A 16301-nucleotide genomic window follows, 5' to 3' on the forward strand; every position below is an offset into this window, starting at 1 on the left:
TTCACGTCCGCTGTCCGGGTCGGGGCGCTGTCGACGATCCCTTGCCTGCCGCGGACCGGCCCTGTTCGAGTTTGGCATTGGCAAGGCCAAGCAGCGATCCGGCATGCGAACCCGGTGCCTCGATCGCCTTGTCTTTCACGGCTGATGCGGTCGCCATGCTCGCGGCGCTCACACCTTCGGCCAAGCCGCGCATGACGGCGCCCGCCATGGATGCGCCGCCAGCCCGAGCCGATCTCGCCGCGACCATGCCTGCCGAGGCGCTGCCGGCCATCAGGAAACCGGCCCCTGCCGCAAAGGAGGCGGCCTGGCTGCCGTGCCGGATAACCTCCATCCCGTTGCCGACCGACACGCCTTGGATCACGCCCTGAATGATGCCGGGCACGTAGATCGCGATGACGAAGACCACGACGGCAATTCCGGCGATCGCGAGCAGCGTCTGGAATTGCTCGCCGATCTCCGGACGATTGGCGAGGCCGATCAGGACCTGCGAACCGATGCGGGCGATCATGACGAGCGCCATCAGCTTCATTCCGACGCTGAAGGCATAGACCAGATATCGGATCGCGAAATCCTTGGTGAAGGATGAGCCACCGAGCCCGAGCATGATCATGCCGGCAAGGAGGCCGATATACATCTCGGCCATGATCGCCACGAAGATCGCCGCCACGAGCGAGAAAGCGATCACGACCACGATCGTTGCGAAGGCGGCCGACACCGCCAGCGCATTGTCCTCGAACAGGCCGAAGCGGATCTTTTCGGCCATCTTGCCCGCCACCACCAGTCCGGCATTGAAGATATCGGCGGGCGAGGCATCTCCGCCCGACGCCCCGATCTGAAAGAGGCTGTCGACAACCGCTTTTGCAAAGGCTGGTCCCCGCTCAAGAACAAGGGCGAAGAAGCCGACAAACATGATGCGGCGGACGAGTTCGGCAAACCATTCCTGCAGCGACGGCGCCTGCAGGGCGAGCCAGATCGCAGCAAGCCCGATCTCGATTGATGCCAGGATCCAGAAGAGCGATCGCGAAACATTCGATACGGTCTGCTCCCATCCGCGCGCCGCGCTGCTGATCTCGTCCTGTAGCGATGTGATCAGGGATCCTTCCTGGGCATGGACGGGCACGACCATGACGAAAAGAAGGAGGGCTGCCCAAACGACATCGCGCGCGATAGTCGCCGCTCTCTGTCTTCGCAGATGCCTCACCATTGCGGCTCCATGGTCCTGCCGCCGCTTGTCTGCGGGATGGTGGCCCTGAAAAACTGCTCGCGACGGGCTTGCGCGAGGTCCTTGTCCGTCTGATTGGTCTGCAGCCAGGTTCCCATCATCGTCATCTGCTGGGAGACGAGGCCGCGGAGCTTCTGCATCTGGGCAACCTGCTGGGCGGCAATCTCGTGACCGACCTGAAGCGCCTTCATCTGGCCATTGGCGCCATCGGAGAGCGACCGAAGCGATGCCATCGTCGCCTCCTCTGTGTCGAATTGCTTGGCCGTCAGGCTTGCCGCGCTAAGCGTGGCCGCAATCGTGTCGCGATTGGTGTCCGACCAGGTCTGGTAGGTTGCAGAGAAGCTTTCTGCGTCCGGCAGGTTCGCCCTGAGATCGGCATAGCTCTTGAACCGCTGCCGCAAAAGGTCATCGGCATTGGCCATGGCAAAGGCGATGCTTTGGCCGTCGGACACGATCGATCGCAGCTGATTGAGATCGCCCTCGACCTCGCCCCAGATATGGGCGGGAAGCTGCGCGGTGTTCTGCAGCATATTCTCGTAGATCTTCAGCTGGTTCTGGATCTGCTCGGCAAGCTGCGTGATCTGGGTCAGCTGGTTGTCGACCTGGACGCCCGAACTTTCGAGCAGCTTGATGAGCTCGCCATTGTTGGCAAGCTGCGTGAATTCGGTTGCCGCGCCGGTCGCAGCCCCTGCTAGAACAGGAACCGGCCTGGCTACTGCCATGAGGGTGGCGAGTGAGACTGCGAGAAAGCCGCGTCTAGATCGTGACATGGGACACGCCCCTCCCCTTGAGCCAGACAGATGGCCAGTCGTTTCCATGCTCGTTGCGCAGCGCGCGGATACGCTTGAGGTCGTCCTTGCCCGAGGCGCCCACGAAAGAAAGGGTGAGCGGTCCGAGCGCCATGTCGAAGAGGCGCCGGCCATCGGGAGAGACGACGTAATAATCCCGCTTTGGCCTCGCCGTGGCGACGATCTCGAGCTGGCGCTCGTTGAAGCCGATCCGCTCGTAGAATTCGCGCGTCCCGATGTCGCGGGCCGACCCGTTCGGCAGGCAGATCTTTGTCGGGCAGCTTTCCTTCAGAACATCGATGATGCCCGATCGCTCGGCATCCGAGATCGATTGCGTGGCAAGAACGACGGCGCAATTGGCCTTTCGCAGCACTTTCAGCCACTCCCGGATCTTTTCGCGAAAAACCGGATGGCCGAGCATCAGCCAGGCTTCGTCGAGGATAATCAGGCTCGGCACGCCGGAAAGCCGCCTTTCGATGCGCCGGAAGAGGTAGGTCAGGACAGGAAGCAGCGTGCGCTCGCCCATGGTCATCAGCTGCTCGATCTCGAAGGTCTGGAAATGGCCAAGCGTCAGGCCGTCGCTTTCAGCGTCGATGAGCTGGCCCATTGGTCCATCCACCGTATAATGGCGCAGTGCTTCCTTCAGGTCGCGCATCTGCACGCCGCTGACGAAGTCCGACAGCGAGCGTCCGGAAGAATTGGCCATCAGGGTGATCTGTCGCGCAATCGCATTGCGGTGATCTGGTGTGACGGCAATGCCCTGAAGGTCGACGAGCATTTCGATCCACTCGCTCGCCCAGGCGCGATCGGCTTCACTCGACAGCGACGCAAGCGGACAGAAACTCAGTTCGCGCCCCTCCTCCCCTTCCCCGCCGATCTCGTAGTGATCTCCGCCGGCGGCAAGGGTGAGCGGCAGCATCGAACAGCCTTTGTCGAAGACGAAGAGCTGGCCATCCCTGTAGCGAAGAAACTGGGCGCCGATCAACGCGAGCAGCGTCGACTTTCCCGAACCGGTCGGGCCGAAGATCAAGGTGTGACCGACATCGTCGGCATGCAGGTTGAAGCGGAAAGGTGTCGAGCCGGAGGCGACCTGCATCAACGGCGGAGCGCCCGCCTCGTAGAAGGGACAGGGGGCGGTCGGACTGCCCGTCCATACCGAGTTCAACGGTACGAGGTCGGAGAGATTGCGTGTCGTGATCAACGGCTCGCGAACATTGCAGTACCAGTTGCCAGGCAGACTGCCGAGAAAGGCGTCGGTGGCGTTGAGCGTTTCGATCCGGGCGCCGAAACCCTCGGCTTGTATCACCCGGCGAACGCCTTCCGCCTTCTTCTCCAGGCTCTCGGCATGATCGTCGAACAGCACGATGACCGGCGTGTAGTAGCCGTAGGCGACGAGCTCGGAAGCAGCTTGCGCAATCGCGTCCTCCGTTTCGGCCACCATCGACAGCGCGTCCTGGTCAATCGAGCGGCTCTGTGTCTGGAAGAGCTGGTCGAGGAATGGCCGCACCTTCTGCTGCCACTTCTTTCTGGTGCGCTCCAGCCTGTCCCGCGCTAGCTCGGCATCGAGGAATATGAAGCGCGACGACCAGCGATAGGCGAGCGGCATCAGGTCGAGACTGTTGAGGATGCCGGGCCAGCTTTCGGCCGGCAATCCGTCGATGGCCACGACCGCGACGAAACGATTGTCGATCTTCGGCGTCAGGCCGTGCTCCATTTCGGCCGTCACCATGCAGTCGATATACATGGGCACATCCGGCAGCCGGACTGGATGGTTGTCGCCCGAAATGCAGAAGCGGGCGAACTGCAGGAGTTCGTCGTAGCGCACCGTGTTGGCGCCAACGACTGCCGCACGTGTTTTCATCCTGCGGATCGATAGCGTATTTGCCAGATATTGCTCGATCTCGCGTGTCGCCGCCTTAAAGGCTGCAAGTGCGATGTCGGCATGCGTCTGCTTTCGGCTGCCGGTTTCGGAATAGACGTAGCTTGTGAGAGCGGAGCGGCGAGGCTCGGCCGGTCTGTAGGTCAGGATGATCGCGTGGTGGCTCTCGAAATGGCCGCGCTCGGCTTCGAAATGCCGCCGGCGTTCTTCGTCGATCGCGCGTGTGACGCGGTCGGGAAAATACGAGCGCGCGGGCGCGGCATAGTCGGCCGTCGGAACGCGGACCGCTTCGACCTGGATCATCCATCCGGATCCGAGCCGCGAGAGCACCTGACTGATCTGTCGAGCAACCTCGTTGCGTTCCCCGTCGGTGGAGCTTTCCGAATCCGGACCGGCAAAATACCAGCCGGCCATTAGCGAGCCGTCTTTCAGGAGCAGCACGCCTTCATCGACGAGGCCGGCATAGGGAACGAGGTCGGCAAAGGACGGGCCGGCATGGCGGAAAAGTCGTAGCGCCACCATCATCGGCCTCAAACGCTTCGCCAGGGCGTCGACGTCGCCCGGTAGTGAGGTCGGTAGCGCAGGTGACGCAGATAGATCCGCCGCATCATCGGGTCGGCCTTGCCCATCCGACGCAGCAAGCCAAGGATCACCATCCAGATCGCGATGCCGATGAGGACCGAGTAGACGGTCAAGACGACAAAGATGAGGATGATGGCGGCAAGGCCGGTGACGAGGACCAGTTCGCGGTCGGCGCCCATCAGAAGGTTTGGCCGCGACAGGGCGCGATGGATGCGGTTGGTCTGCAGGCTGGAGACGGATGGAGCCATTATCTCTCCCCTCCCCTCTTTTGCGCCATTTGCGCGACGTCGGCGGCCATGCCGACAGAGGCACCCGTCGCCTGGAACAGGGCGACGATCTGGGTTGCGCCAAGAAGGACGCCGGCCACGAGGACGACATACATCAGCCGCCGCGCGAAATCGTTGAGTTCACCGCCAAAGATCAGCATGCCGCCGGCAACGGCGACCGCGGCAAGGGCGATGAAGCCGGCGACAGGACCTGTGATCGATTCCTGGATCTGTTCGAGGGGCGCCTCCCAGGGCAGGCCGCCCGCGGACCCCGCAAGGGCCGGCGGAGCAAGGGCGGCGAGCGCCAGGAAGGCCAGCCCGGTCAGGGCGGCACGATGACTAGGCTGCATGACGTTCCTCCGCATAGGGTTTGAGGTGATAGGTGCCGCCATCAAAGCCCTTCACGTGAAGGAGATCCTTCACACGCCTGCCGTCCGGGGTCCTTTCGATCGAGACGACGAGGTCGACCGCCTCGCCGATGACGGTCTGCATTGGTTGGCGACTGGCTTCTGCCGTCAATTGCTCGAGACGCTGGAGGGCTGAGCGTGCGCTATTGGCATGAAGGGTGGTGACGCCACCCGGATGGCCGGTATTCCAGGCTTTCAAAAGCGTGAGTGCGGCACCGTCGCGCACCTCGCCGACGATGATCCGATCGGGGCGCAGGCGCATGGTGCTTTTGAGGAGCTGCGCCATGTCGACATGGTCGCTGGTCCGCAGCGCCAGCACGTTGGCGCCCGCGCATCGAAGCTCGCTCGTGTCTTCCAGGATGACGAGGCGGTCGTCGGGGCAATGGACGGCAATCTCGGCAATGATGGCGTTGGAAAGCGTCGTCTTGCCCGATCCGGTGCCGCCAGAGACGACCACGTTGTGTCGCGCCCGGACGGCCTCGCGCAGGATGCCGGCTTGCCGTCCGGTCATGGTGCCCGATGCCACGTAGTCGTCAAGCGGTATGAGTTGGGAGGCGCGCCGGCGGATCGAGAAGGCAGGAAACGTCACGATCGGCGGAAGCAGGCCCTCGAAACGGTGACCACCGATTGGCAGTTCCCCGGACACGATCGGACGCCCCATATCGACGTGTGTATTCAGGACATGGGCGACGGCACCGATGATGATCTCGGCCCGCCCCTCCTCCATCTCGCCTGCTGCAGCGATGCCGGCGCCGAGACGTTCGATGAAGAGACGTCCATCGGGATTAAGCATGATCTCGCTGACCAATGGATCGGTGAGCGCGCCCAGGAGCGACGGACCAAGAGCTTCCTCGAGCTTGCGCACGAGCCGTGGTAACGAACGGGCTTCCATCGCTCAGTCCTCACGCGGCGCTACGAAAGCTGGAAGGCACGCTTGAGCGAAAAGCGGGTGGCCGCATCGCTTCGAGATGCGCCTGCGAGACCGGCAGGCTTCCGGCGACGCTGCGCACATCGCCAATCAGGCGGGGTTCGCCGTAGCGCGCCAAGGGCCAGGAGGCGCGTTTGAGAATGCGCTCGAACCTGAGGTCGGTGACAGTTGCGATCTCCGTCATGCCGGTTGCCAGGCACCATTCCAGGATCCCGGTAAACAGGAAGACGGTCGCCTGGTTCAGTCCGAAGGGTCCATGTGTCGCCTCTGCCTGCGTGTCGACGCAGAACCTGGAGCTTTCGACCATGCGCGCATGCGGCAGGAAGGGTCTGTTCCCAAGAAGCTCAGGAAACACATCCGTGAGCATCGTCGGTCCCAAAGCGGGAAGCAGGCGCGCCGACGCTATCGCCTCGCCCTTTTCGCCAACGATGACGATGTAATGGGGCCCGAGCTCATCGAACCGGTCGCGTTCCCTCCCCTCTTCCACCGTGACCTGCCATTTGAGCCGTGCGTCGAAGACGCGCGCCCTGAGGCGAAACATGCTGTCGAGAAGATAGGGTTCTGATGCTGCATCTGCTGGTGCAATCGCCGTCGCAAACATGATCGCTCTCCGCGCCAAGTGAGGTGTGGCTATGCAGACCACGATGGTCGTCGCTTGTCAGACCCTCGGATGTGAGGGGCACTGAGTCGCAGCACCGTGGGCCGATCTTGATCGATCTCTGGCTGCTACAAGCTTTGGATCCCATCTGATGCGATGGGATAGAATTTGCCCTGTCTCGTCGGGAAAAATTAGGCTAACCGATTGCAATAGCGTGTGAATCGGGTGGAAATATAAACCCGGCGCCACCTCTGGGCGCGACATGATTCACAGTTTGCTAACCCTAATCTCCTTGCTGAGAAAGGAGAATCGGCCATAATAACGGTTCAAAGGGGTTTTCAGCCCCAAAATCGTTATCTGGAAGATCGATCGTCATGAACGCTAATTCGATACCTTCCGCGAATAGGCCCATGAGTTTTGAGGATCAGATCCTCGAACAGGGGGACCTGATTTCGCAGAAGCTACACCTTTTGAGCGTGCAGCGATTCCCGCCTAACGCCAAGAAGACCCTGCGCAGCTTTTCGCTCGCCGAAGTCGCCCACTATGTCGGCGTCTCGCAGAGCACGCTGAAGAAATTGCATCTCGAAGGAAAAGGCCCCTCCCCGCAGACGTCGTCTTCCGGTCGTCGCTCGTATACGGCCGAGCAGATGCTTGAGCTTCGACAGCATCTCGACGCGCATGGACGCTCCGAAAGTCGCATGTATGTTCCCCATCGCCGGCCGGGCGAAAAGCTGCAGGTCATCGCGGTTGTGAACTTCAAGGGCGGTTCAGGCAAGACCACGACGGCCGCCCACCTCGCGCAGTATCTCGCTTTGACCGGCCACCGGGTCCTTGCCATCGACCTCGACCCACAGGCGTCGCTGTCTTCGCTGCATGGCTTTCAGCCGGAACTCGATCAGGTCTCCTCCCTTTATGATGCCATTCGCTATGATGGCGACAGGAAACCACTATCCGATATCATCCGGCCGACGAATTTTCCGGGCCTCGATATCGTTCCTGCCAATCTCGACCTGCAGGAATATGAATATGACACGCCGCTGGCGATGGCCGACAAGTCGTCGAACGAGGGCAAGACCTTCTTCACCCGTATCTCGCGGGCGTTCGCCGAGGTGGATGACAGATACGACATCGTCGTGGTCGACTGCCCGCCGCAGCTTGGCTATCTGACGCTGACGGCGCTGACGGCGGCAACCAGCGTCATGATCACCATCCATCCTCAGATGTTGGACGTCATGTCGATGGGCCAGTTCCTGCTGATGCTCGGCGGCATATTGAAGCCGATTCGCACCGCTGGCGCCGAGGTCAATCTCTCCTGGTACCGTTATGTGATCACGCGCTACGAGCCCGGCGACGTGCCCCAGGCGCAGATGGTCGGTTTCATGCGCACCATGTTCCACGAGTTCATGCTGAAGAACGAAATGCTGAAGTCGACGGCGGTTTCGGATGCGGGCATCACCAAGCAGACACTCTACGAGGTAGATCGAGCCTCCATGAACCGCGGAACCTATGATCGCGCGCTGGAATCCTTGAACGCCGTGAATGGCGAAATTGCCGATCTGATCCATCAATCGTGGGGGCGTTGATTTTGTCAGCTGACAAAAACCGACATTTCCTACACGAATTCAATCCTCTAATTGCCGATTGGAGGTGCTGATATGGCACGCAAGAACCTGCTCGAAGGATTGGCCGATATTCCGAACGATTCGGCAAGTGTCGCAAGCTATCCGATGCGTGGCGCCGGCAAGTCCATGGTGCGCTCGCTTGATGAACTGGCAAAGCAGGCTGACAAGTATCTCGAAGGCGAGGCGATCGTCGAGCTCGATCCGGATCAGGTCGACGCCTCCTTCGTCCAGGACCGTATCTCGGAGGACGATGCTGAGTTCGATGAGCTCAAGGAAGCAATCCGCGTCCGTGGACAGGACACCCCTATTCTCGTGCGCCCCCACAGGTCGGCGGAAGGCCGCTATCAGGTCGTCTTCGGACATCGGCGCCTCAGGGCTGCGCGCGAGCTCGGACGCAAGGTCAGGGCTGTCGTCAAGCCGATCGACGACCGCACGCACGTCATTGCCCAGGGCCAGGAAAATTCCGCCCGCGCCAACCTTACCTTCATCGAGCGCGCGCTGTTTGCTCGCCGTCTTGAGGATCTCGGTTACGATCGCGATGTGATTGCAGCCGCCCTTGCCGCCAATGCAGCGTCGATCTCCAAGATGATGTCGGTGACCGAGCGGATCTCGGCTTCGACGATCCAGCAGCTCGGGTCTGCTCCGGGCGTCGGACGCGAGCGCTGGCTCGAACTGTCTCTTCTCGTCGGCAAGTCCTCGAATGGAGCGAAAGTTTCCGACGTTCTGAATTCGGCAGGCTTTGAGGAACTACCGTCAGACGAGCGGTTCTCGCGGCTTTACGGCGCGCTCAACAAATCGGCGAGGCCCGTCCGCAAGGTGGAGACAGCGGCCGGCAAGGCGACTTGGCAGCCGCGCGACAAGGCGGTGCAGGCTGAGATCAAGAATACCGGCAAGGCGTTTTCGATGTCGATGAAGGCAAAGAATGCCGGCCGTTTCGGCGAATTCCTCTCCAATCGCCTGGACGCGCTCTATGAGCAGTTCCTCGCCGAGGAGGGAAACAAAGGAGACTGAACCGCAAAAGAAAAAGGCCCCCAAACGTTGCCGTCGTGGAAGCCTTCCTCTGATCTAAGCACCCAGAGAATCGCACTTCCCCGAATCACAGTCAAGAGTCTTTGGCACCGAATTTTGGTGAGCGGATTTCTTTTGCCTGACAGAAGGTGAAAGAGAAATGCAAACGCATAAGGTGACGACGCCCTTTGGGCGGCGGCCGATGTCGCTTGCCTTGGTGAAAGGGCAGTTGGACGCTGCCGCGATCAAACCGGGCAAGTCGATCGACAAATGGAAGGTGTTTCGCGACGTCTGCGAAGCCCGTTCGCTGCTTGATGTCCAGGATCGCGCGCTTGCCGTTCTTGACGCGCTTTTGACCTTCTTGCCGAGCAATGAGCTTTGCGAGGAGATCGGGCTCGTCGTGTTCCCGTCGAATGCGCAGCTCAGCGTGCGCGCCCATGGCATTGCCGGCACGACGCTGCGCCGGCACCTGGCAGCACTCGTCGATGCCGGACTGATCGTGCGCAAGGACAGCCCGAACGGCAAGCGCTACGCACGCCGTGACGGAGCAGGCGAACTCGAGCAGGTCTTCGGCTTTTCCGTAGCACCACTGCTTTCCCGATCGGAGGAGCTGGCTTCACTTGCTCAGAGCGTGGCTGCCGAGCGCAGACGTTTCCAGATCGTCAAGGAGAACCTTTCGCTTTGCCGTCGCGACATTCGCAAGCTGATTTCGGCGGCCATGGAAGAGGGCGCTCCGGGAGATTGGAGCTACATCGAGAGCCAGTTCGTGGCACTTCTCGCGCGGATTCCACGCACGCCCGGCATTGCAGACCTCGCCCCGATACTCGAAGAGATGGAGATGTTGCACGAAGAAATCATCAACCAGCTGGATTTGCAGCAAAATAGTCGAAAATCAGACGGCAATGATGTCCATTTTGAACGTCACATACAGAATTCAAATACCGAATCCAGCAATGAACTTGAACCTCGCTCTGAAAAAGAGCAGGGCGAAAAGTCGAGTTATAAGATCAGGCCGCCTGCCGAGCCGATAAAGGCGTTTCCTTTGGGCATGGTGCTGCAGGCTTGCCCCGCGATTGCCGACTATGGCCAGGGCGGAAGCATCGGCAACTGGCGCGAACTGATGAGTGCTGCGATCACCGTCCGCTCGATGCTGGGTGTCAGCCCGTCGGCCTATCAGGAGGCCTGCGAGGTCATGGGGGCGGAGAATGCCGCCGTCGCGATTGCCTGTATTCTGGAGCGGGCCGGGCACATTAATTCGGCAGGCGGCTATCTCAGGGACCTGACGGCGAAGGCTGCGCGCGGTGAATTCTCGCTTGGGCCGATGCTGATGGCGCTTTATCGCAGCAACGGGAGTGCGAGCGGGCATGCCGGCAAAGGCTAGGGCGGTCGCGCCGCAGTGAGGGACGGTCGGCGACCTATCCGTCCTCGCGACGATCGGATCCCGGATTTCCAGTAAGTGTGAGCCATCAGGCTTTCGTTTGCCACCAGACAAGCGCGAAAGATGCAAAGGCGAAGGTGGTTGCGTGAAGCGTCTGATGGTCAATGGAACGGTCCTTGTTGAAGCAGCGCGATAATGCGAAGAGCGGTGAAGAGTTCCGCATGAGCAGAGCGCTTGGGCCGGCCGAGAGGGATGATGGGATCGCCCACTTTTCTAGCTGCAGTCGTGAACCGGCAGTCACGCTGGAATTTTCCAGGAGCCACAGGCTTCGCAAACATGGTTAACGGCCGTGGAACCATCGAACCGGCCCGTGGTGAGCTGAAATCTGAGGAGGGGAGGGGACTGACTGGCATGAGGTCGGAGCAAACGTCAGGATGGATCCGGCAATCGCGATTTCGTGATGGCGGCCGAAGTTAGAAAAGCACGCGTCACCGTTGTCGACGCGGGTTGCAGCGCCATCTGTCTCATCCGGACAGGATGAGCAAGTGGAGGACGACGATGTCAGCTAAAGAAGACCGTATCAGACAGCGCGCCTATGAAATCTGGGAGCGGGAAGGCCGGCCGGATGGAGAGGATATGAGGCACTGGCTTCAGGCATTTCAGGAAATTGCCGCGAGTGCTGACGCCGACAGCCGGCCGGCCAAGAAGCCGCGCGCGAAGAAGGCCACAAGCGCCGACAATGCGGCAAAGCCAAAGGTCGCAAGCAGATCCAAGGGGGGCGCCCAGAGCGTTCCAACGACAACTCCACCGCCGAAAGCTGCCAGGCCTGTCGCGAGCGTCACCAAGCACTGACGGGTTTGAGTGCGAGCGGCAATTCGGTCGACAGGCGTATGGGTCTTAGAGAAACGGGGCGCCTTGATGGGCGCCCCGCGATCAGTTGTGTCTTGCGACAACAACTCTTTTGCAGATCAGAGTGGTCTGACGTTTTCCGCCTTCGACTTGCCGGTCTTCCGATCCTGGCCGAGGTCGTAGGAGACGCTCTGACCTTCCTTCAAAGCGTCGCCATATTGGAGCGCGGAAACATGGACGAAGACATCAGGTCCTCCGCTTTCCGGCGTGATGAAGCCGAAGCCCTTGTCCTGATTGAAAAACTTAACGTTGCCAGTCGGCATGACATCCTCGTGTGTTTGCACTTGTTGTGGAACGGCATCCTAGCCTTCGCATTCTTCGAGATCAACCCAGGCCTAGCCTTTGGTCTCTTCGGCATCCTCATTTGTTTGCGACGGCGCTATGGAGCGGAAACCCGCGCATCGCGACGGCCACGGAGTGCCGCCCCCACCATGAACGAAATAGCAAGGCTGTAGCCGCTGGGATCCGTCAGCCAGCCGGCGACGATATTGCTTAGAGACGCGCCGATGCCCTGAACCGTCAGGACGGCGGGAGGCCGACATTGAAGCGCCCGGTGCCTGACAGGATGCGCTCTGCGGCGATCGGTGTCGCAATGCCAATGAGGCCCGCGCCTACCCCGTCAAGGACGGATAGATGGCGGCAAAGGTCGTGAAGGTTCTGGTGAGAGAGGAGGTTGGCGCCGTCGTCGGCGCAATACGAGGCGAGGCCCTAGGCTTCAACGGGAAGCAGGCGACGGACGCGCTCTACAAATTGCTCCAGTGGTGCCCGATAAATGGTTCAGCCTATTGTGGGCTGGCGTCCCTTTCGCTGCGGGGAACCGTGGAGGTTTCCTTCGCATCGATAGCGCAGGTTCGTTTTAGGGGGCGGCGCCATGCCCCTCTTCTCGCCGGTGAGTTATAGAATTCGATCCTATAACTCGCCGTTGCCGGCTTTCATGAGTTATAGAACGTCCGACGGATCAAGTGCATGGTGAGACAGGTCACTCCGTTCGTCGGCGCCATCTGTGTTCCGCGGTAGGAACAAGGCCCTCAGCGCGATATCAGTCGTGCCGCCCGACCGCTGCGCCTTGCTGAATTGTTGTAATACCCGGCGGCCTGATTGATCGACTTGTGCCGCGACTGTTCCATCGCCTCGAGTAGCGGAATACCGCGGTTGGCAGCTTCCGTCAGAAAGCCCGACCGCAGCCCGTGAGCCGAGAAAGATGCGGGATCGAGACCCGCCTGTTTGCAGCGTGCCTTAAGGATCAGGTTGACGGATTGGCCGGTGAGGGCGCGAGCGCCGACATTGCCCCATTGGTCGATCGGCCGAAACACCGGACCGGCGACAATTCCCGCGGCATTGAGCCATTCCCTCAGCGCAATCACCGGCCGGCCGATCAACAGCACGGTCTCGTCATCATCGGCAGTGGCGTTCTTGGTTCGCCCGAGCCGGATAGTGAGGCAGGGGAGGGGCGGTGAGGTGGGGTCGGCCGGATCCTGCGGTACAGGATCGTCCTCAATGAGGTCTTCGACCAGAAGGCCGGCGACTTCCGAGCGTCTGCGACCGCCGGAGGCAAATGCCAGGAGCATTAGCGCCCGATCGCGCATTGCGACGAGGCCTTCGCCGCGGCATGTGGCGAGCAGCTGCGCCAGCACGTCTCCTGTTACGGCTTTCGTGCTCTTGCGCCGGCGCGGCCGATTGGAAGCTCTGACAGCAAGCCTGAGTGCCGTCTTGAGCGCCGGGCTCGCGAAGTTGCCTGTCAGGCCACGCCAGCGTGTGAGGATCGACCAGGAGGTCAGGCGGCGACGGACGGTGTCAGGGGCGTGCGGCCCGAGAGCTTTCAGCAGCCCCGTATTGCGCAAGCCCTGTTCAACAACGGCCGGCATACCATGGGCGGGATCGGTGGCGCGCTTGACCGGATCCCAGAGATGATGCGCAACGAATTTCAACAGCATCGTTTCCGGTGCCGGCCAGGGGAGGGGAGAGCCGGTCGCCAGGCGCGCCCATTCCTCGAGATAGCCGAGGTCGGAAGCGAGCGCACGCAGCGTGTTTTCGCCCATGCCCTCCTGCGCCAGGTGCTTGAGGGTGGCGACGTCGTCATCTGTCAGAAGGCCTGCAAGTTGGTCGCGCCGATTAAAGGGCAGGATGGCCTCAAGCGCGTCGAGTTCGGTTGCGCGCCGAAGCAGTTCGTCGTCAACCCTAGGGCTTTTAGGCGTCAAGTTTTCCTCGAAGAGCAGAAGTTGTCACGGTTCGAGATAAGTCGATGACCAGCATATACAGGTTCGAACCTGCTTACACCCCGCGACGCAATGGTATGCACGGCTTCGTGTCGCAATGACCTCTCCGACGGTTCCCCGTCCCACACGAATACGCAAGCCTTGGTTCCTTGGGCGAGCAGAAGTGGATCCGCTGGAAACGTGGCTGTCGAATTGCAAATCCACCAAGGGCAAGCCGGCAGCTCCTGTCGTGAAGTTTGATCCAGCTTTGGCTGGTCGTTTGGATCGGCCACGCGCTCAACCGTTGAGCCCTATTCCTTCGCCGTTGCCAATTTTGCAATCGGAATGCCGAGCGCGGCAGCGAACGCTTCCCGACCGGAGTCGGGCATGGCATCCAGTCCGGCAAGAATACCGTCCTGCCATGATTTCCCTCTCTCCCACGCCTCCTCGTAGGCATCCGCCAGAATGTCGCCTTGCCGCGTCTCCACGAGCCCCTGCGCTAGCAAGGAGGCCTGATGGAGGTCTTTATCGCGTTTAGCGCGCCCGAGCGCGTCAGTGAGCCGTCTGGATGACAAGATGAGCTTATGGACCGCATACCGCTCGGGGGCGGGGACAATCACGCTCACGCCCTCCCTGTGAAGCAGCACGGACCTAACGGGCTCGTAAATCAGGTAATCGAGAAATCGCAGATTTTCCGCCGACGCACCGCCGAGGGCGGGCATGAGAGAAGGTTTGCCCGTGTATTCGTCCGATCCCCGATTTCCGGTGAGGAATTCGACCCGGTAGCCCTTTCCGTTCGTGAAAGCCGCCACCTTGGCCTTGTCCGCCTGGTGCGGGATGGCGCGGAATCCGGGATCGACCGACTGCAGGACTTCCAGTACGGGAGGCAAGCTGTCCCCGACCTCCGATGAGATCGCGAAATCCTGCGCATAGTCCGCGTCACCCGTCTGCATGGCGGTCGAGGGCATCCGAACCCCGAGCAGGCCGGGATAGCAGCTGAAGGCAACTGAGCCGATCAGGACTGCACGCAGGCGGAACAGGCCAGCCTCGGCCAGCGCCTTGGTGACGTCGCCCGCGAACGGATCCGGGCCAGCCAGTCCAGCGCTGCGCCTTAGCGTACTGACGAGGCGTCTGCGTTCCTTGATATTGTCCTTGATCTCCTTGTGGTGGTTCACCCGCGCTGTGATCTCTTCGTCGGCCACGGGGCCGACATAGCGCCGCTTGTCGGCCCCATCTGGAGTAGGGAGATCGAAATACCAATATTCCTTGCCTTTTACCGGGACCTTCACGAAGCGGCCCTCGAGCGGGAAGTCAGCCTGAAACTGCGCATCGAGCGAACGCTGCGCTAACTCTGCGAACAGGGTGCGGTATGAGAGGTCGATTTGCTTCACGAGTGCGTTCGCATCTACCAGTTATAATGTTTTCACAAAAACATTATAACTCTCACCCTTGATGTCAATGGGCCATGATACTCGCGGCGAATGCCTTCGGTTATAATGTTTTGGCGCAATCATTATAACGCGCCAAACCCTTGAAGCTGGTGCTTCCTTGTAGCCACGAGGCGCTTCTGGTTGTCATCCTCTTGATCTCGGCCGTGAACGTCTGGCAGCACAAGTAACGGGTCTCGGTCGCAAACGTTCAGCGCTTACGCCGGGTGCGCATCTCGGTTAGACGAGGGGAAGGTAAGCGGCAATGGAAACGGTCAAGGCGGCCGCAGCTCGCGAATCCTGCCGAAAACAGCTTGGGTGACTGAAAAGTCAGGCCCTTCCCACCCTCCTGGCCGACCGAAAGTTGTCGGTCGGCCCAACTCGGCTGTCCACGACCCAATGTATGCCCGTCTCGCGCTGGGCATTTTTTATTCTAGAAATCCAGGCCAAAATAGACGCCGCTGCGATGGGGACGGTAATAGCGGTCATCGTATCGCCAATAGCGATCTTCCCGCCAGCGCCGCTCGGCGCGCCAATCCCGGTAGTAGCGGTCCCCGTAATAGGGGTCCCGGTAGTAGCGGTGGGGACGCCAGCCATACCGGTCATAATAGCGATAATGCCGGTAGTGGCGGTGCCGGACCTGAACAACGTCGCTCCTTTCGACCGCTGCAACGGGTGCAGCAGATCGCGGCATCGCCGCAGCAGGCTCTGCGGAAGCAAAGGTTGAACCGAGCGAGAGAACGGCCGCAATGGCAAAATGTGCGATTTTCATAGCGCATCTCCATGATAGTCCATGGTCAAGAGTGGCCCCACCGACATGAACTCGCTCTGAAGACGGGCTTCATGTGGGGTTCATGGAGCGGCTCATCGGGCTCGAAATGGCGACGAGATGACCGACGGATCACAGCTATGAAACCGCGTGAGAGGTTGCCTATGGCGGAAATGCCATGAAGTCGCTCGGTTTGAAGGGGCCCTGTCGCGTCTGCAAGAGGTCCGAAACGGTGGCGCGGCTTGAAAGATATCCTTGTCACGGGCTTGATCGTGAGTTATTATACATTATATTATAACGTATAATGATAATACACACGGAGC

General features: G+C 60.7%; 16 protein-coding genes and 1 pseudogene. 5 read left to right on the plus strand and 12 right to left on the minus strand.

The genetic code is table 11. The features are described 5' to 3' along the window. Position 1 precedes the first annotated feature (1 nt). Genes trbL through AC1DM5_RS29815 form a run of 7 tightly spaced genes read right to left on the minus strand, consistent with a single transcriptional unit; the run spans position 2 to position 6673 of the window. Entirely contained in the window at positions 2 to 1204 is a 1203-nt protein-coding gene (trbL, locus tag AC1DM5_RS29785; protein ID WP_477976411.1) for a P-type conjugative transfer protein TrbL, read from the minus strand. Continuing rightward, the gene (gene trbJ, locus AC1DM5_RS29790) at positions 1198 to 1944 is read right to left on the minus strand and encodes a P-type conjugative transfer protein TrbJ (protein WP_477976488.1); all 747 of its coding nucleotides are present in this window, start codon (positions 1942 to 1944) and stop codon (positions 1198 to 1200) included. Before trbJ ends, trbL begins: the two co-directional genes overlap by 7 nt. A 34-nt stretch (positions 1945 to 1978) precedes the next feature. After that, positions 1979 to 4411 carry a conjugal transfer protein TrbE gene (locus AC1DM5_RS29795; RefSeq protein ID WP_477976490.1) on the minus strand — a complete coding sequence of 811 codons (2433 nt, stop codon included), beginning with the start codon at positions 4409 to 4411 and terminating at the stop codon, positions 1979 to 1981. A gap of 8 nt (positions 4412 to 4419) precedes the next feature. Continuing rightward, positions 4420 to 4719, minus strand: a complete 300-nt coding sequence (locus AC1DM5_RS29800) for a conjugal transfer protein TrbD (RefSeq protein ID WP_477976413.1) — start codon at positions 4717 to 4719, stop codon at positions 4420 to 4422. Further along, a complete protein-coding gene (locus AC1DM5_RS29805; RefSeq protein WP_477976415.1) occupies positions 4719 to 5087 on the minus strand; it encodes a TrbC/VirB2 family protein in 369 nt (122 codons plus the stop codon). The genes AC1DM5_RS29800 and AC1DM5_RS29805 overlap by 1 nt, the downstream gene beginning before the upstream one ends. After that, on the minus strand, positions 5077 to 6036 hold the full coding sequence (gene trbB / locus AC1DM5_RS29810) for a P-type conjugative transfer ATPase TrbB (RefSeq protein WP_477976417.1): 960 nt from the start codon (positions 6034 to 6036) through the stop codon (positions 5077 to 5079). Before trbB ends, AC1DM5_RS29805 begins: the two co-directional genes overlap by 11 nt. Before the next feature lie 10 nt (positions 6037 to 6046). Beyond that, positions 6047 to 6673, minus strand: a complete 627-nt coding sequence (locus AC1DM5_RS29815; RefSeq protein ID WP_477976419.1) for an acyl-homoserine-lactone synthase — start codon at positions 6671 to 6673, stop codon at positions 6047 to 6049. A gap of 371 nt (positions 6674 to 7044) precedes the next feature. Here AC1DM5_RS29815 and repA point away from each other — a divergent pair, with 371 nt between their 5' ends. The 4 genes from repA (at position 7045) to AC1DM5_RS29835 (ending at position 11530) form a co-directional block, all read left to right on the plus strand. Continuing rightward, positions 7045 to 8253, plus strand: a complete 1209-nt coding sequence (gene repA / locus AC1DM5_RS29820) for a plasmid partitioning protein RepA (RefSeq protein WP_477823502.1) — start codon at positions 7045 to 7047, stop codon at positions 8251 to 8253. Positions 8254 to 8325: 72 nt separating this feature from the next. After that, positions 8326 to 9303, plus strand: coding sequence for a plasmid partitioning protein RepB (gene repB, locus AC1DM5_RS29825; RefSeq protein WP_477976421.1), 978 nt, complete (start codon positions 8326 to 8328; stop codon positions 9301 to 9303). A 157-nt stretch (positions 9304 to 9460) separates the two neighbouring features. Then, positions 9461 to 10681, plus strand: coding sequence for a plasmid replication protein RepC (repC, locus tag AC1DM5_RS29830; RefSeq protein ID WP_477976423.1), 1221 nt, complete (start codon positions 9461 to 9463; stop codon positions 10679 to 10681). A gap of 555 nt (positions 10682 to 11236) precedes the next feature. Then, on the plus strand, positions 11237 to 11530 hold the full coding sequence (locus tag AC1DM5_RS29835; RefSeq protein ID WP_477976425.1) for a DUF2934 domain-containing protein: 294 nt from the start codon (positions 11237 to 11239) through the stop codon (positions 11528 to 11530). Between the two features lie 116 nt (positions 11531 to 11646). Here AC1DM5_RS29835 and AC1DM5_RS29840 read toward each other — a convergent pair whose 3' ends face one another. Beyond that, entirely contained in the window at positions 11647 to 11850 is a 204-nt protein-coding gene (locus tag AC1DM5_RS29840) for a cold-shock protein (protein WP_477823680.1), read from the minus strand. Between the two features lie 116 nt (positions 11851 to 11966). Then, a pseudogene (locus AC1DM5_RS29845) lies at positions 11967 to 12220 on the minus strand (MFS transporter); the annotation flags it as partial. Between AC1DM5_RS29845 and AC1DM5_RS29850 the strand changes: the two are divergent. Beyond that, the gene (locus AC1DM5_RS29850) at positions 12221 to 12487 is read left to right on the plus strand and encodes a hypothetical protein (RefSeq protein ID WP_477976427.1); all 267 of its coding nucleotides are present in this window, start codon (positions 12221 to 12223) and stop codon (positions 12485 to 12487) included. A 128-nt stretch (positions 12488 to 12615) separates the two neighbouring features. On the opposite strand, the gene AC1DM5_RS29855 is transcribed toward AC1DM5_RS29850, so the two are convergent. The 3 genes from AC1DM5_RS29855 to AC1DM5_RS29865 all read right to left on the minus strand — a co-directional run bounded on the left by AC1DM5_RS29855 (position 12616) and on the right by AC1DM5_RS29865 (position 15981). After that, positions 12616 to 13785 (minus strand): site-specific integrase, encoded by a 1170-nt coding sequence (locus AC1DM5_RS29855; RefSeq protein WP_477823679.1) that lies wholly within the window; start codon positions 13783 to 13785, stop codon positions 12616 to 12618. A gap of 308 nt (positions 13786 to 14093) precedes the next feature. Further along, entirely contained in the window at positions 14094 to 15173 is a 1080-nt protein-coding gene (locus tag AC1DM5_RS29860) for a nucleotidyltransferase family protein (RefSeq protein WP_477976429.1), read from the minus strand. Between the two features lie 469 nt (positions 15174 to 15642). Continuing rightward, complete coding sequence (locus AC1DM5_RS29865) at positions 15643 to 15981, minus strand: hypothetical protein (RefSeq protein WP_477976431.1); 339 nt, start codon at positions 15979 to 15981, stop codon at positions 15643 to 15645. Between the last annotated feature and the right edge of the window lie 320 nt (positions 15982 to 16301).

Source organism: Rhizobium sp. 01T437 (assembly GCF_056398505.1).

Bases quoted from the DNA above. Each gene is read 5' to 3' on its own strand.
- trbL (WP_477976411.1), bottom strand. From the start codon at position 1,204: ATGGTGAGGCATCTGCGAAGACAGAGAGCGGCGACTATCGCGCGCGAT.
- trbJ (WP_477976488.1), bottom strand. From the start codon at position 1,944: ATGGCAGTAGCCAGGCCGGTTCCTGTTCTAGCAGGGGCTGCGACCGGC.
- AC1DM5_RS29795 (WP_477976490.1), bottom strand. From the start codon at position 4,411: ATGGTGGCGCTACGACTTTTCCGCCATGCCGGCCCGTCCTTTGCCGAC.
- AC1DM5_RS29800 (WP_477976413.1), bottom strand. From the start codon at position 4,719: ATGGCTCCATCCGTCTCCAGCCTGCAGACCAACCGCATCCATCGCGCC.
- AC1DM5_RS29805 (WP_477976415.1), bottom strand. From the start codon at position 5,087: ATGCAGCCTAGTCATCGTGCCGCCCTGACCGGGCTGGCCTTCCTGGCG.
- trbB (WP_477976417.1), bottom strand. From the start codon at position 6,036: ATGGAAGCCCGTTCGTTACCACGGCTCGTGCGCAAGCTCGAGGAAGCT.
- AC1DM5_RS29815 (WP_477976419.1), bottom strand. From the start codon at position 6,673: ATGTTTGCGACGGCGATTGCACCAGCAGATGCAGCATCAGAACCCTAT.
- repA (WP_477823502.1), top strand. From the start codon at position 7,045: ATGAACGCTAATTCGATACCTTCCGCGAATAGGCCCATGAGTTTTGAG.
- repB (WP_477976421.1), top strand. From the start codon at position 8,326: ATGGCACGCAAGAACCTGCTCGAAGGATTGGCCGATATTCCGAACGAT.
- repC (WP_477976423.1), top strand. From the start codon at position 9,461: ATGCAAACGCATAAGGTGACGACGCCCTTTGGGCGGCGGCCGATGTCG.
- AC1DM5_RS29835 (WP_477976425.1), top strand. From the start codon at position 11,237: ATGTCAGCTAAAGAAGACCGTATCAGACAGCGCGCCTATGAAATCTGG.
- AC1DM5_RS29840 (WP_477823680.1), bottom strand. From the start codon at position 11,850: ATGCCGACTGGCAACGTTAAGTTTTTCAATCAGGACAAGGGCTTCGGC.
- AC1DM5_RS29850 (WP_477976427.1), top strand. From the start codon at position 12,221: ATGGCGGCAAAGGTCGTGAAGGTTCTGGTGAGAGAGGAGGTTGGCGCC.
- AC1DM5_RS29865 (WP_477976431.1), bottom strand. From the start codon at position 15,981: ATGAAAATCGCACATTTTGCCATTGCGGCCGTTCTCTCGCTCGGTTCA.